This is a genomic window from Vibrio comitans (assembly GCA_024346835.1).
In the GTDB taxonomy this organism is placed as follows: Bacteria; Pseudomonadota; Gammaproteobacteria; order Enterobacterales; family Vibrionaceae; genus Vibrio; species Vibrio comitans.
This window is the reverse complement of the sequence record AP024866.1, coordinates 1,425,050-1,440,069: the sequence shown is the minus strand read 5'-3', so window position 1 is coordinate 1,440,069 and position 15,020 is coordinate 1,425,050. Positions and strand designations below refer to the sequence as shown.

13 protein-coding genes are annotated in these 15,020 nt (G+C 45.3%); 4 read left to right on the top strand and 9 right to left on the bottom strand.

Going from position 1 to position 15,020, the window contains the following annotated elements; all coding sequences use genetic code 11:
- Positions 1-35 precede the first annotated feature (35 nt).
- Complete coding sequence (locus OCU46_RS06525) at positions 36-2,861, top strand: Hsp70 family protein (protein ID WP_141270237.1); 2,826 nt, start codon at positions 36-38, stop codon at positions 2,859-2,861.
- 189 nt (positions 2,862-3,050) lie between these two features.
- Positions 3,051-4,178, top strand: coding sequence for a peptide-methionine (R)-S-oxide reductase MsrB (msrB, locus tag OCU46_RS06520; protein ID WP_141270235.1), 1,128 nt, complete (start codon positions 3,051-3,053; stop codon positions 4,176-4,178).
- A gap of 70 nt (positions 4,179-4,248) precedes the next feature.
- Here the strand turns inward: msrB and OCU46_RS06515 are convergent, their stop codons facing one another.
- The 9 genes from OCU46_RS06515 to OCU46_RS06475 form a co-directional block, all read right to left on the bottom strand.
- On the bottom strand, positions 4,249-5,211 hold the full coding sequence (locus tag OCU46_RS06515) for an alpha/beta fold hydrolase (RefSeq protein WP_141270233.1): 963 nt from the start codon (positions 5,209-5,211) through the stop codon (positions 4,249-4,251).
- A gap of 17 nt (positions 5,212-5,228) precedes the next feature.
- Positions 5,229-5,702 (bottom strand): DUF2947 domain-containing protein, encoded by a 474-nt coding sequence (locus OCU46_RS06510; RefSeq protein ID WP_141270231.1) that lies wholly within the window; start codon positions 5,700-5,702, stop codon positions 5,229-5,231.
- Position 5,703: 1 nt separating this feature from the next.
- Positions 5,704-6,294 (bottom strand): HD domain-containing protein, encoded by a 591-nt coding sequence (locus OCU46_RS06505; protein WP_141270229.1) that lies wholly within the window; start codon positions 6,292-6,294, stop codon positions 5,704-5,706.
- Positions 6,282-6,875 (bottom strand): ribosomal protein S5-alanine N-acetyltransferase, encoded by a 594-nt coding sequence (gene rimJ / locus OCU46_RS06500; protein WP_141270228.1) that lies wholly within the window; start codon positions 6,873-6,875, stop codon positions 6,282-6,284. Before rimJ ends, OCU46_RS06505 begins: the two co-directional genes overlap by 13 nt.
- Positions 6,876-6,883: 8 nt before the next feature.
- Positions 6,884-8,428: a transcriptional regulator TyrR gene (gene tyrR, locus OCU46_RS06495; RefSeq protein ID WP_141270226.1), complete on the bottom strand. Its 1,545-nt coding sequence runs from the start codon at positions 8,426-8,428 to the stop codon at positions 6,884-6,886.
- Positions 8,429-8,514: 86 nt separating this feature from the next.
- Positions 8,515-9,594, bottom strand: a complete 1,080-nt coding sequence (locus OCU46_RS06490; RefSeq protein WP_141270224.1) for a YcjF family protein — start codon at positions 9,592-9,594, stop codon at positions 8,515-8,517.
- A gap of 4 nt (positions 9,595-9,598) precedes the next feature.
- Positions 9,599-10,969: a YcjX family GTP-binding protein gene (locus OCU46_RS06485; RefSeq protein ID WP_141270222.1), complete on the bottom strand. Its 1,371-nt coding sequence runs from the start codon at positions 10,967-10,969 to the stop codon at positions 9,599-9,601.
- Positions 10,970-11,041: 72 nt separating this feature from the next.
- Entirely contained in the window at positions 11,042-11,227 is a 186-nt protein-coding gene (locus OCU46_RS06480) for a hypothetical protein (protein WP_141270220.1), read from the bottom strand.
- Between the two features lie 110 nt (positions 11,228-11,337).
- Positions 11,338-12,852: a fumarate hydratase gene (locus tag OCU46_RS06475; RefSeq protein ID WP_141270218.1), complete on the bottom strand. Its 1,515-nt coding sequence runs from the start codon at positions 12,850-12,852 to the stop codon at positions 11,338-11,340.
- Between the two features lie 160 nt (positions 12,853-13,012).
- Between OCU46_RS06475 and pabB the strand changes: the two genes are divergently transcribed.
- A complete protein-coding gene (pabB, locus tag OCU46_RS06470) occupies positions 13,013-14,371 on the top strand; it encodes an aminodeoxychorismate synthase component I (protein ID WP_141270217.1) in 1,359 nt (452 codons plus the stop codon).
- Positions 14,372-14,393: 22 nt separating this feature from the next.
- Positions 14,394-14,993, top strand: a complete 600-nt coding sequence (locus OCU46_RS06465) for a CoA pyrophosphatase (protein ID WP_141270215.1) — start codon at positions 14,394-14,396, stop codon at positions 14,991-14,993.
- Positions 14,994-15,020 lie beyond the last annotated feature (27 nt).

Below are 15,020 nucleotides of genomic sequence, written 5' to 3'. Positions count from 1 at the left end.
CTGTTTTTCTCCACCCCTGTTTCTCCGAGTTAACTATGACATCGTCAAAGACATCAGCTTCTTCAAAAAAATCTCGATTCCTGGTCGGCATTGACCTTGGTACCACCAATACTGTGGTCGCTTTTTGTGAAAACACTGAACCTCTTAAAGAGTCGCCTCTGCAATTGTTTGAAATTGACCAGCTTGTGGGACAAGGTGAAGTGGCACGCAGACCGCAACTTCCGTCCTTCAGGTTTCATGCGACAAAGCAGCAGTTTTCCAGTGAAGCTCTTCAGTTGCCGTGGACACAGCAACAGGTTGAAGGAGACGTTGGACATGTCATCATTGGTGAATGGGCGCGAGAATTGGGCTCTCAGGTTGAGGGAAGACAGGTTTCTAGTGCGAAAAGTTGGCTATCCCATGCCAATGTAGACCGAGAGTCAGAGATCTTGCCGTGGGCAGGTGCTGATGATGTGGAAAAGGTTTCTCCGGTTATTGCCAGTGCCAGTTACCTAAACCATATCAGGCAGGCATGGAACCACCGAAACCCAATCAACAGACTTGAAGAGCAAGAAGTGGTTATCACCGTTCCTGCCTCATTTGATGAAATCGCCAGAAGTTTAACCCTAAAGTCTGCCTCTCTGGCGGGCTTAGAGAATGTGCTGCTTCTGGAAGAGCCTCAGGCGGCCTGTTATGACTGGTATGCTCGCTTTGAACAGCAGCAGAACCCCGATCTTTCCGATATTCCTCTGATTTTGATTTGCGATGTAGGTGGTGGCACCACCGACCTTAGCCTTATTCAGGCTAAATATACAGACGGTGAACTTAGCCTCAACCGTATTGGTGTGGGTGAACACCTGATGCTTGGTGGTGATAACATCGACCTTGCCCTCGCCCATATTAGTGAGCAAAAGCTAAACAACAAAACGCCCATGAAGGCTCAAGCCCTAAGCAAACTCATTTCACAAACTCGCCGCGTGAAAGAGAACTTGCTTGGCGTGAATGCGCCCGAGGAAGGTAAAGTCACCCTTCTTGGCGGAGGCTCTCGACTCATTGGCGGCGCACGCAGTGTGGCAGTAACGCGAGAGGAAGTTCAGCAACTCGGCTTGGAGGGCTTTTTCCCTCTCACCGAATTTGATGAGCTACCTAGCAGTAAACGTAGTGCCGTTGTGGAATTTGGCCTGCCCTATGTATCCGATCCCGCTGTAACTAAACACGTCGCGCAATTTTTAAACCAGCACCAATCGGCTTGCCAAGACGCGTTAGGACAAAGCCAAGGTAGCGCTATCCCTGTCGCTCTGTTAGTTAATGGAGGCGCGTTTAACAGTCCTCTGATTAAAAAACGTATCCAGGATGTCCTTGAATTGTGGCGTGATGATTCCGTTACTCTGTTAGATAACCCACACCCAGACTTTGCCGTGGCTTATGGCGCAGTGGCCTACAGCAAAGCACGCCGTGGTGCCCAGTTAAAGATTGGTGGTGGTAGCCCTCGCTCCTACTTCTTGCACCTTGCGGGTAAAAATAAAAGCCAAGCGCTCTGTCTACTGGGTAAAGGCAGTGAAGAAGGCACCGAAGTGCGTCTAACCGGACGCCGCTTCGCGCTCACCCTTGATCAGCCGGTTCGCTTTAATCTGTTAACCACTACGATGGACAGTTTGAGCGATGGCTCAATACCCAACAATGGAACACTTCACACGGTGGACAGTGACCTAATGCAGGCACTTCCTCCTTCTATCGCATCACTTGATAGTGGGAACGACGAGGAACTAGAGGCTAATCAAAAGCGCAGAGTGGAAGTGCAGCTGAGCAGTAAGTTAACAGAAGTTGGCACATTGCAGCTTGAGTGTGTTGACATCGAAAACGATGACGACCGCTGGCAGGTGGAGTTTGAGGTACGCAACCAAAAAACGGTTGAAGAGCAACAAATTCCAGAGAATTTAACACAATCCAAGCAGCTCATTTCTGCGCTTTACAGCGGCAGTAAAAAGCAAACTGATGCTAAAGAAATCAAAATGCTCGCCAAGCAACTAGAGCGAAAATTAGGCAAGCGGGAGAGCTGGGACTTAACCACCTCTCGTCATCTGTTTGATGCCTTTGCGCTGGGTAAGAAACGCCGACGCCGCTCGGAGCCCCATGAAAAAAATTGGTTAAGATTGGCGGGTTACAGCTTGAGACCAGGATTTGGCGATCCCGTTGATTCTTGGCGCATGGAGCAAGTTTGGCCACTTTACCAACAAGGTATTCAATTTAAAAACCAGCAAGGATGGAGTGATTGGTGGATTTTTTGGCGCAGAGTCAGTGGAGGCCTAAACCAAGACCAACAAGAAACCATTCTTGCCGATATTGCTAAATATCTACACCCAGGAGCGCTGAAAAACCCTCAAACAGCCAAAGTAGCACATGACAATGGTTATGAAGCAATGGTGCGCCTATCTGCTTCTTTGGAACGATTACATTTCGAGGACAAAACGCTGCTTGCCAATTGGTTCATGACCAAAGCATGCCACTTAGAAAGCTACCGTGATGCGCACTGGTGGGCACTAGCACGCCTAGGCAGTCGCAGGCCATTGTATGGCAGTCAGCACAATGTGATTCCGGTTAAAGAGATCAATACCTGGCTACACACTTTGCTTGAACTTGATTGGAGCAAACAAAGCATGGCTGCCTTTGCTGCAGTCATGATGGCGTGTAAAACCGGTGATAGAACGCTTGATGTATCAGAGGAACTCAGGCAACAAGTAATAGAAAAAATCACTGGCAGTAAAGTTCCTCAAACTTGGTTGCACCTGCTAACTGCTGAAGAGTCGTTTAATCAAGAAGAGGCTCAAAAAGCCTTTGGCGATACCTTGCCAGCAGGCCTGCAATTACTGCAAGACGACTAAGCGTGCTCTAACATCATCGATTGCCCCTATCAAAAGGGGCAATATTATCTTTCTTCTGAACCAACCCCTTCTGCAGCTCGTACTACTATTGTTAATTAAAATTGCTATTTAATAACAAATAGTGAAAGTTTTTCTTAGTTCGCACTTTCCTATTGAGAGACTATTTAACAAAGAAAGACGAGGTCTCAAATGAAACGACTGTCTACCGCACTTTTCACCATTGTAATCGCTTCTCCTTTCGCATGGATGATGTCTGGCAGTTCTATGGCTGACGATGCAAAGATGTCCGATGCAACCAACATCAAAGTCGCCACGCTTGCCGGTGGGTGTTTTTGGTGCACAGAGGCTGATCTTGAAAAACTGCCTGGCGTTATTGATGTTGTCTCTGGTTATGCCGGAGGAACGGAGGTCAACCCGACCTACAAACAAGTAGCTGCAGGTAAAACGGGCCATATAGAGGTAATTCAAGTTACCTACGATGCTGACTCTGTCACCTACATTGAAGTGCTTGACCAGTTGTTTCGCCACATGGACCCTACCGATGACCAAGGATCGTTTGTGGATAGAGGCCGACACTACCGACCTGCTGTGTTTTATCACAATGAACAACAGCTCGATATTGCTACAGGGTTTATACAAGATATAGACCGATTGGGTGTGTACAAAAAACCGCTGAAAACAGATCTAATCGAATACACAACCTTTTATGAGGCCGAAAATTATCATCAGGATTACTACAAAAAGAATCCTATTCGTTACAAGTACTATCGCCACGGTTCAGGGCGTGATCGTTATCTAGATAGCATCTTTGGTAAAGATCGTGAAGAATCTGGCATGACCTTGATAGCAATGATTGAGGCAGACAAAGGCGTAGATACTCAGCGTTACTCAAAACCGAGTGACTCTGCAATTAAAGATATGCTAACTGAACTTCAATATTATGTTACTCAACAAGAAGGTACAGAGCGTCCGTTTAAAAACGAATATTGGGACAATAAAAAAGAAGGTATCTACGTCGATATCGTCTCAGGAGAGCCTCTGTTTAGCTCAACAGATAAGTATAAATCTGGCACCGGCTGGCCGAGCTTTACAAAACCGATTAATGACCGATTTATCACCGAGCATAAGGACAACAAACTGTTTTACACACGTGTAGAAGTCAGAAGTCGATTTGGTGATTCTCATCTCGGGCATGTGTTTGAAGATGGTCCACAGCCTACTGGATTAAGATACTGCATTAATTCAGCGTCACTAAAGTTTATTCCCAAAGATCAACTGGCTAGCATGGGATACGAAGAGTTTTTATCGCTGTTTTAGAAGTTGTAATTTTAGTGTATGATTTTCTTAGCGGCTAAGTTAACCACGTTGCAATGGCTAACCAAACTGCTTAGAGCACCGGCCTTCGGGCCGGTTCTTTTTTATCTGCTAACCCTTGAATAAATTCAACCAAAGCCTCATTCACAACCTCTGATTTTTCATACTGAAGAGCGTGGCCTGCATCCTCTAGTGCAACAAAGGTGTGATCACTGGATAAGTAAGAGCGAACTTTGTCTGATTGATTGAAATCGAACATCTGATCTTTCTTTCCCCACATTAAAAGCGTCGGTATGTGATTTATTTTGAGGCTCTCCAAAGCCTGTTGACTCGACTGTTGCAGGGCCTGATTTGCGGTTAAATAAATCGCGTTACGAAACCCTTTTATCTTCATTTGCTCACGATATCGCTGTTGCCAGTAATCCAACAGCTCTGGTTTGACAAAGTCTTTTATCTGCTCGTTAACCATTTTAGGAAGATAGAAAGCGTAGGTGAGGTAGCGACCAATGAAAGGCAGTTTTAGTGGTCCAATATCTATCGGTTCATTCAGTGGAGCAAGAAGACTCACACTTGCAACCCGACCGGGATGCGCCTTAGCATAGTTCGCCACAATAGCGCCGCCCATAGACAAACCCACTAAATGCACTGCTTGCTCTATGTGTAAATGATCTAAAAGTTGCTCTATCTGATTAGAAAACAGCTCTAGGTTGTATCGCGTATTTGAACGGGCAGAATAGCCTCTTCCGAACAAATCAAACGTCAATACGCGAAAACCAGATTGTTCTATAGCTTTTACGTTTTTTTCCCACGCAAAGCTAGGAACTGAGAAACCATGAACCAGAACCACAACGGGTAAATCACAGCCACCAGCAAAGTGATAATTAACAATGCCAAGTGGTAGCTGCGCAATAGTAAGTTCAGGGTGTTTTTTTAATTCTTGAGTTAAATAGCGACGTTCTACGTTTCGCCAAACAGGTAGCATGGTCAAAAATAGAATGAGTAATAAAAGTATTAATAACCCTAACTCAAGCCACACATGCCACCCCTCAAATCTTAAGGACGGTTACCCAATTTAACCTGTCCATCAGTGGTAAACCATAGCGCCTGTTTGCGTCGTCGGCCAATCAATATTGGGCCGTCGTCGAAAAACAGAAAGTTTTTCCAGTGCTGCTTGAATATCGACCAAGTCGTTTGTACCACATTGTACTTCTCGTAACAGAAATACACAGTCACATCGTCTTGCCAGTCAATGTGTTCAAGTACTGCTTCAGGCAACCCCTCGCTATCGGACTCCCAATTGCTCATCCAGTTTACCGAGTCAGACCAATTAGCCTCTGAAGTCGGCCAATCTTGGCTGCTCATACGCTCTGAGTCTGGACTTTGCTTGCTGACATTATCCTTCCAGAACTGAGCACTTTTAGCCTGAGACATAGGCTTTATAGCTGCTAAGTCTTCTGATGGGATAGGCATGGATTGGTGGGTAAAGATCCACTTACGTGAATACTCATCTAACGATATATGGTCCATATTACTCATCTTTTAGCCAGCCGTTTTCTACGGCTTCATCTATGATCTGTAGCGCCTTCTGCCACAAGGTTTCTGAACCTTGCTGAATGCGACTGTTGATAGCAATAACTTGGCTGCGTTTCACTTGATGCTCAACCCAGCTTTGCCCTTGATTATGATAGTTCAATAACATTGGGATGAATCGATCTAATGCCTTGGCAAACTTGGCATCACTTGTTATCGCTGCTTCAAATTCATCCCATATAGAACGAAGCTCTTCTCTTTGTCCTTCTGGCAGGTAGCCAAACAAACGATCCGCTGCTTGAAGCTCCTTTTGCTCTTGCTCTTTTGAGGCAACTGCGTCGTAAACGAAGGTGTCCCCCGCATCAATTTCAACAATATCATGCAGTAGCAGCATCTTTAACACTCGAGCGATGTCGACTTCTGCATTGGCATGCTCTTGAGTCAGCATTGCCATAGTTGCTACATGCCAGCTATGCTCTGCACTATTTTCAAGACGGCCCTGTGCGCTCTTTACGCGCGTTCTTCTAAGGACGTTCTTAAGCTGGTCAATCTCCATCAACATATCAAGTTGCTGGTTTAATCTTTGCATGTTTCCATCCAATTTTGGTTAGTTAATGACGTCAGTACATGGTCTTGCCAACGCCCATCAATCAATAGGTAATCCTTGGCGATACCTTCTTTTACAAAGCCCATTTTATCTAGGACCTTAGCACTTCTCTCATTATGCGGAAGATAAGATGCTTGAATGCGGTGCATATTAAACGTCTCGAAAAGATAGTGACAGGCTTCTTTTAAGCTAGAGTGCATTAGTCCCTTTCCCTGCTCCTGTTCGTCGAGAGAATAACCAAGATTACAGGCGTGAAATGGGTAACCGACAATATTACTAAAGGTCACTACACCTAATACCTTGCTCTCGTCATGGCTCAACAATAGAAGGTATAAGCCCTGTCTGAGTTTCTCTAACTCTTCAAGGCGGGTTATCTTATATTTCCACCCTGTTACGGTGTAAAAACCTTCATCTCGAATGGGATCCCAAGGCTTTAAAAACGCTTTATTACGCACAAAGTATTCGCACAATATCTTTGCATCCGAGCGAGTAACAGAACGAATCGTCGGTTCTGATACAGAAGTGCTTTTTTTAATGACCAAAGGCTTATGTGTGAAAAACATCTCCAAACCTATTTCTTCCCAATCTCATAGTCTCTCAGCTTATTAGCTATTGAGGTGTGAGACACGTTCAGCCTTTTCGCTAGTTTTCTGCTCGATGGGAATGCCTGATACAGCTTAGATAACACCTGAGATTCATGACGCTTCATTATATGGTCCAGCGAACCATCAAGATCGAGCTTCGTCTCCCCTTTCGACAAACCATCAAGAGTAGGAAGGTGGAAATGTTGGGTCGACAACTCAGTCCCTTCAAGCTCTGTGAGGGCGCGCAATACTGCATTGTTGAGTTCGCGTATATTGCCCGGCCAGCTATAACTAATTAAGGCGTCCATTAGGCTTGCTGAACAGCTTGGCTTATCAATACCTAACTGCGCACTGTGTTTCACTAGTAACATATCCAGTAAAGGGGCAATATCTGATGACCTATCACGTAGTGGCGGAATTTTGAGATTTAGCACATTAAGACGGAAGTAAAGATCCTGACGGAAGCTTCCCGACTCTATCAGTTGCTCTAACGTATGCTTAGTAGAGGCTATCACGCGCACATTGACACTGACCTCTTTATCTTCACCTACACGCCTAAAGGTGCCATCTTGTAAAAATCGCAGCAGTTTACTTTGCAGGTGTGCTGACATCTCACCAATCTCATCAAGAAATACGGTTCCGCCATCCGCGTTTTCAAAAATGCCTTTGTGTGGCTTTCCTTGGTTAGAAGCACTCTGGGCATGACCAAACAGCTCAGTTTCTGCCACATCATCTGGCATCGATGCACAGCTCAGCACAATAAAGGGATTGGCAGCTCTGTGAGAACGCGCATGACACGCGCGAGCAAGCATTTCTTTACCTGTCCCAGTATTGCCTTCAATCAGTAGCGGCTGCTCTAGCATTGACAACTTTTTGGCTTGCGTGATCAACGCTTTATGTCGATTGGATATGCCCACAAAGTGCTCAAAGCCCAGTGGGTCGCTATCAGAAACCTGCTCAGTGTGTCCATGGTCTTGACGAGCTTGTCTAAGCTGAAACACGGTACTTGCATGCACCGAGGTATCACTGCTTTGCGTCAGATAGACAGGGACAATCTCCATCTGATAATCGATACCACCAATTACAACCGTTTGTTTGAGTCGGGTTGCGGAGTCTTCAAGCCATGCTTGGTAAGAAAACTTTGGTAGCAGTTGGCTGATGGAGCTGCCTAGTATAGAGCCTTCATTATTATGAAAAAGCTGCTTGGCCTTCTGATTGGCCATGTCAATCTGACCATTAAGACCAACGGAGAGAAGTGCTTCTGATAAGTTATCGAGTACAGCCGTAAGTTCTGTGTTTTTACGCTCGCTAGGCATGAATTGAATGCGCCTAACATCAGAGACACCATCGATGCGCCTGATTTGTGCCATCAAAGCACTAAAGGATTCAAAATCTAGTTCAGGGCAATTAAGATAAATGATACCGACAGGGTCAATTTCGATACCTCGCAAATCTAGATTTTGCGAGGTTAATATATCTAGCAGTTCGCGGGTTAAGCCCAAGCGGTCTTCACACAATACTTGTAAACGCACGTCTGATTCTCAAGTGTTCAATAATGTTTACATGAGTGTCTAGCAGAAGCACATTTCAGTCAAGTAATATCAGGGATTAGAGCAAGTTAAGCTTGCTCTCTTTCTTCACTATTTTGTAAACGATGTTTAACAGACAGCAATACTTGGTCACGCACATCTCTCAATCGCAGGCGGTTATCATCGGAAAATGGGATTGGTCTCATTAGCTGAGCAGCCTTAATACCCAAACGTGCAGTCAGCAAACCGACACCTACCCCTTGCGCCGCTCGAGTCGACAGCTTAGCAGTAAGATCCATAGATAGAAGATCCATGCCTGCATCCATAGCCAGCTCAGTACCCCCTGCTGCTGCCATATTGATTAGAGTCAGTCGTAACAATTGAATTCGAGACCAGTAGCCAAGCTCAACACCATATTCTTTAGCAATACGGTTGATTAGCGATATGTTTCTCCAAGCCACCAGCAACATGTCAGCTGCCGCCAGCGGGCTCACTGCCACCATCACAGCAGCCTCTGATGAATACTTGGCAATGGCTTTATTTATCTTCTGATCCACAGGAGACAGGACGTACCCCTGATACAAATCTAGCATGTCACGATCAGAATGATTTTCGCTTTTATGTTGTGACCATTTAGCTAGGCCAACATTCTCAACACCTGATGCGGTCATCGTCTTAGAAAGAGAATCACAAAACGGCCCCGCATTGCCATAGTCGTTATTGTCATAGAGCTCTTGAGCCTTCATTTGCACGTCACCTTGCTGGCGAAGACGTCTCATTTTAAGCAGCTCACGCAATAAAGCTCCCGCTCCAATGGCGCAGCCACCGGTTAACAGCACCGTCCATGACAAACTCAAAAAGTCGTTCGTTTGAAATGCTCCTATGAACGAGTCAATAAGCTGCCACACACTTAAGCCCCCTAAAGTGGCAAACAATAGCTTCCAACGCAATGGGACTCGACGTCGATTAAACAACGTCTCAACCTTCTCTTCTATAGGCTCATCATCAGCTGTAGCGATAGGTTCAGCCTTAATGAATTGATGCTGTTCAAAGGTTTGTTTACTTCCTAGATCAGGCTGCGCGTCTTTGTACTGAGTTTTAGCATTTTCGCGTTGCTCTTTATTCTCATCTGAGTCTGTAAAAACCTGTTTTTGTTTGTATTCGTTCAAAGCATTACCTCAACTTATCACCCAGTAAGAACTGCATCACCTTATCCATACCGATATGCGGCAAGGGCGCGGCTTCTACATAATTTTGTGGTCTGAAGCTAACAAAATCGAATCCTTGTTTATCCCAAAATTCGGCCTTTGGTAGGGTTGCCGGTACTTCTCCTGGATATAAAGTCAGTTCATTTCCTTCTATCGTCGTGCCATTAACAACAGGAATAGATTTTCCTTTCTGCTCTACAAACCCTGCCTCTGTCGATTTTATCGACGCGAAAGGCATGCACTCCATAGAGACACTTTCAAAAGAGACATGTTGCCAAATCGGTTGCACTAAATGTCTAAGCAACAAGTTCAAATTAGAATGTTGATCTGGGGTAATGTGGTCAGCTTTTGTTGCCGCAAACAATAACTTGTCGGTTCTTGGTGAGAACAAGCGACGCATTAGGCTATTTTTTCCATAACTGAAACTCTTCATTATTTCAGTAAGTGCAATCTGCATATCGCTGAAGGCATGCTCACCCTGATTAAGAGGCGTTAACACATCCACCAGCAAGATTTGTCTATCGAACGACGAAAAATAATTGCGATAGAAGGGTTTGATCACCTGTTGCTGATACTCTTTGTAGCGCTTAACCAACAAGTTCATAGTGCTACCCTTTGCAGGTTTGTCCTTGAAAACATAAGGAAAGAACAGCACTACAGGGGCATCGGCCAGCTCACCCGGCAATACGAATCGTCCAGGTTGTATAAGCTGATATCCCTTCGACTTGAGATTAAGTAACAGCTCTGTGTATTGGGCCGCAACTTCATTGAGCAATTTGTCGTCATTAGATGCCTCGTAGTCAAGATGCTGACTTCGGTCTAACCAAGCTTTCACTTCAGGCAGGTCAATCTGCTGAAGACGTAATAGTTGCTGTTCAGACCATGCTTGAAAGTCCATCTCTAGCATGGGCAGATCGAGAAGCCACTCCCCAGGGTAATCCACCAAGTCCACATATAAGGTGGCATGGCGACTGATCAATTTTCGAGCTTTACTGCTTGGCTTATATTTGATGGCGATACGGATTTCACTGACATCACGGGTCGGTGTCGGCCATTGCGGAGTTTCAAGTGTCAATGATTCATAAGAAGCATCTAGATTGAATCTAGGTGTGAGAAGATTCTTCTGGGGCACTCGTCGTGCACCTAACACCCTAGCATCTCTCTGCGCCGCCAATAGAGGCAGATTGTCATGGGTTGACGTATGGAGAAGTTGATCCACAAAGGAGGTAATAAATGCGGTCTTACCGGCACGAGAAAGGCCGGTCACACCAATTCTAAGGTGTGCATCCAGCCCTCTATTAAGTAGTTGTTTTGCTTCGTTTGTTATTTTGTTCATATTACGCTCCTAGGCTCAAGATATTGAATTACTCTCCAAATATCCAGCGTTAGAGCGCAACATTAACAAGATTTAATCATCCACAATGAGCTTATAAATAACAAACAGAGCAAGTTCCAAAAGAAGTGTTAATACTATCGTGATGGTAATGTACTTCTCGTGGAAAATGGCAATACCATTGAGAATTAGGTCATAGCAAAGGAAGCCACCGATAACGACGGCAACGATGATCTGAAGAATTTGTACAAAGCGTGGCATAACATCCCCTGTTAAAAAAAGTCACAGCATAAGTGTATCAGCTATCTCGCTGAATTTTCGATAAAAAGCGCAATCTTTGATTGCGCTTCATCGTTTTAGATTAACTAAAGTTAATCCATTTCAGTAATTTTTACCTTCCACGTCTCAGGTCCAATTTGGTGTGCATTGGCACCACTTGAGTCTACAGCAACGGTAACAGGCATATCTTCAACGTCAAACTCATAGATAGCCTCCATGCCTAGCTCTTCAAATGCAATCACTTTGGCACTCTTGATCGCTTTAGAAACAAGATAGGCAGCGCCACCCACAGCCATTAGGTATACCGCTTTGTTCTCTTTTATAAGCTCAACGGTCTGCGAACCGCGCTCAGCCTTACCTATCATGCCGGCAATGCCCGTTTTAGACAGCATCATTTCGGTAAACTTATCCATACGCGTTGATGTCGTTGGGCCAGCAGGTCCCACAGCCTCATCACCCACAGCATCTACAGGTCCAACGTAGTAAATAAATTTACCCTTAAAGTCGACGCCTTCTGGCAACCCTTCACCACTTTCTAGAAGCTGTTGAATACGTTTATGAGCGGCATCACGCCCAGTCAACATCTTACCTGATAGCAATAATGTCTCGCCTGTTTTCCAGGTTTCAATATCCGCTTGCGTAACAGAATCGAGATTCACTCTGCGCGCTTTTGCTCCTGCATCCCACGAGATTTCTGGCCAGTCTTCTAGTTTAGGTGGAACCAAATCCGCTGGACCCGACCCATCTAGAGTGAAATGTACATGACGTGTTGCTGCACAGTTTGGAATCATACACACAGGCTTAGATGCAGCATGAGTTGGAGCAGTTTTTATCTTAACGTCCACGACAGTGGTTAAGCCGCCTAGGCCTTGAGCACCAATACCCGTTTTGTTGGCACGTTCAAAGATCTCAAGACGCATCTTCTCTTCTGTCGTTTGCGCACCTCGCTCCATCAATTCATGGATATCAACAGGATCCATCAAGGATTCTTTTGCCAATACTGCGGCTTTTTCTGCAGTGCCACCAATGCCTATGCCTAGCATGCCAGGTGGGCACCAGCCCGCGCCCATAGTTGGCAAGGTTTTTTCAACCCATTCTGCTACGTCATCGGAAGGATTTAACATCACCATTTTGGTTTTGTTTTCTGAACCACCGCCCTTAGCGGCAATTTGCACCTCAACCTTGTCTCCTGGCACCATATTAATGTGCACAACAGCAGGCGTATTGTCTTTGGTATTAGTTCGTTTACCCGCGGGGTCTAGCAAGATAGATGCGCGAAGCGGGTTGTCTGGATTGGTGTAGGCTTGTCGAACACCCTCATCAATCATCTCTTGCACTGTAATATCGGTATCTTCCCACTGTACTTTCATGCCAATGTTCACGAAACACGTCACAATGCCCGTATCCTGACATATCGGTCTGTGGCCTTCGGCTGACATTCGAGAGTTAATAAGGATCTGCGCAATCGCATCTTTTGCCGCAGTGCTTTGTTCGGCGTGATACGCTTTTTCTAACGCTTGTACAAAATCAAGCGGATGGTAATAAGAGATGTATTGAAGTGCATCAGCGACACTGCTGATAAGATCTTGCTTACGAATTACGGTCATTCGCGGAGCCCCTTTTGGTCAGTCTGAATCCGTTTCATGCACGATCAAGCCTATGACTTCACGTGCGTTCTGAACTTGAGATAAATCTATGATACTCTTGAGGCGATTCTCAAACCACACTCACCTTTACGGTGTCGTCACATTTCAAGCAATTTGATAGATGTCTGATTTAAAAATTGAAACCGAGCAACTCATTTATCGAAAGGATCTTGCCTTAGATCTGTTCGATAAAATAGAACAATCCCCTTACGCCATGCTGCTTCGTTCTGCATCTGATAATCACCCAAACAGTCGTTACGATATTTTGGTGCATTCACCACAGATTACAGTAGAAACCTACGGTGGCATGAGTAACGTAACAATAGATGGCGAGTCTTCTCAAGTTGCAGAGGATCCTTTCGAACTCCTAAGAAGACTGCAACAACAATATCTTCCTCACTTACATGCCGATACACATCTGCCTTTCATTGGTGGTTGGCTAGGCTACTTTGCTTATGACTTAGGCAGACGCATTGAAGCGTTCAAAAATATTGCTAAGCAAGACCTAAGCGCCCCTGATATGGCAGTGGGCCTGTACGAAAAGGCATTAGTGGTTGATCACGAACTCAAACAAGCGTTTTGGGTTGGGAAAAACCTCGCTGCTGACAATATGCCCAAGCTCAATCACGAGAGCGACGCTCAGCATCCTTCGTTTCAGTTAGAGACTTCTTGGTCTGCGAATATGACCAAACAGCAATATCAAGATAAGTTTGAGGCTGTTCAAGATTACCTGTTATCCGGTGATTGTTACCAAATCAACTTAGCACAGCGCTTTAGCGCAGGTTACTCTGGCAACGAATGGCCAGCATACAAAACCTTAGAAAACGAGAATAAAGCGCCGTTCTCCGCGTTTATTCGGTTACCGCATAATGCTGTGCTCAGTATATCGCCGGAGCGTTTTCTACTTGCTCATGATAAACAAGTACAGACCAAGCCCATTAAAGGAACTAGGCCACGCTTTAACGATCCCTTAAAAGATAAAGAGCAAAGGGACGACTTACAAACAGCAGAAAAAGACCAAGCCGAGAACCTGATGATCGTTGACCTGCTGCGCAACGACATAGGACGCGTATCCGCGCCCGGTAGTGTAAAAGTGCCGCATTTGTTTGAAATCGAGAGCTTCCCTGCCGTTCATCACCTAGTGAGCACAATCACAGGGGTGTTGGATGAGCAATATGACGAATACGACCTGCTGCGCGCTTGTTTTCCTGGAGGTTCAATTACTGGCGCACCAAAGGTCAGAGCGATGCAGATCATAGAGGAGCTTGAGCCTCACCGTCGCAGCGTCTATTGCGGCAGCATTGGCTATATCAGTCGATGTGGCAATATGGACACCAGCATAACCATCAGAACGCTGATTACCGAAGACAATAAAATACATGCTTGGGCAGGAGGTGGATTGGTCGCGGATAGCGAATGTGAATCAGAGTACCAAGAAACGTTACATAAACTTGGCAAAATTCTGCCAGTATTAGAGTAGCGAATTGTTTAGAGAGGAAGGCATGACCAAAGACGAATTTTTATTGAGATTTAATCTAAGTAAGCCTACTTCCTACGATACGCAAAGCCTGCAGCGATTGGCTCATTTTGATCAAGATGTTCTAAGACCTGCCGCGGTATTAATCGGTCTCGTTGAGCGAAAGAATCGTCTCCATGTCATTCTCACTAAGCGCGCTGCTCACCTAAAGCACCATCCAGGACAAGTCAGTTTTCCTGGAGGAAAATATGAGCAAGAAGACGCACATCTTAGTGTTACTGCCGTAAGAGAGACCTTTGAAGAGGTGGGTATCGATCCTTCATTGGTCACAGTAGCAGGTGCCCTGCCTCCTTTACCTACAATCAGTCAGTTTGCCGTTACCCCGTATATTGCGTTTATCGAGCCACACTATCAGTCAAAGCTTGATCCCAATGAGGTTGCTGAAGCATTTGAGGTGCCCGCGGAGTTTCTTTTTGCCCGTAGCAACCTTTCTAGTTTTCATTTCCAATTAAAAACCGTGACACACAAAGTATTTGCTATCCCCTATCAAAGACACTTTATTTGGGGAGTAACCGCACAAATTATCGATGCGATGCAGAGACAGCTCACTTATTTGATGGATTAAACACCGCTTAAAAAAAAATACCCACGA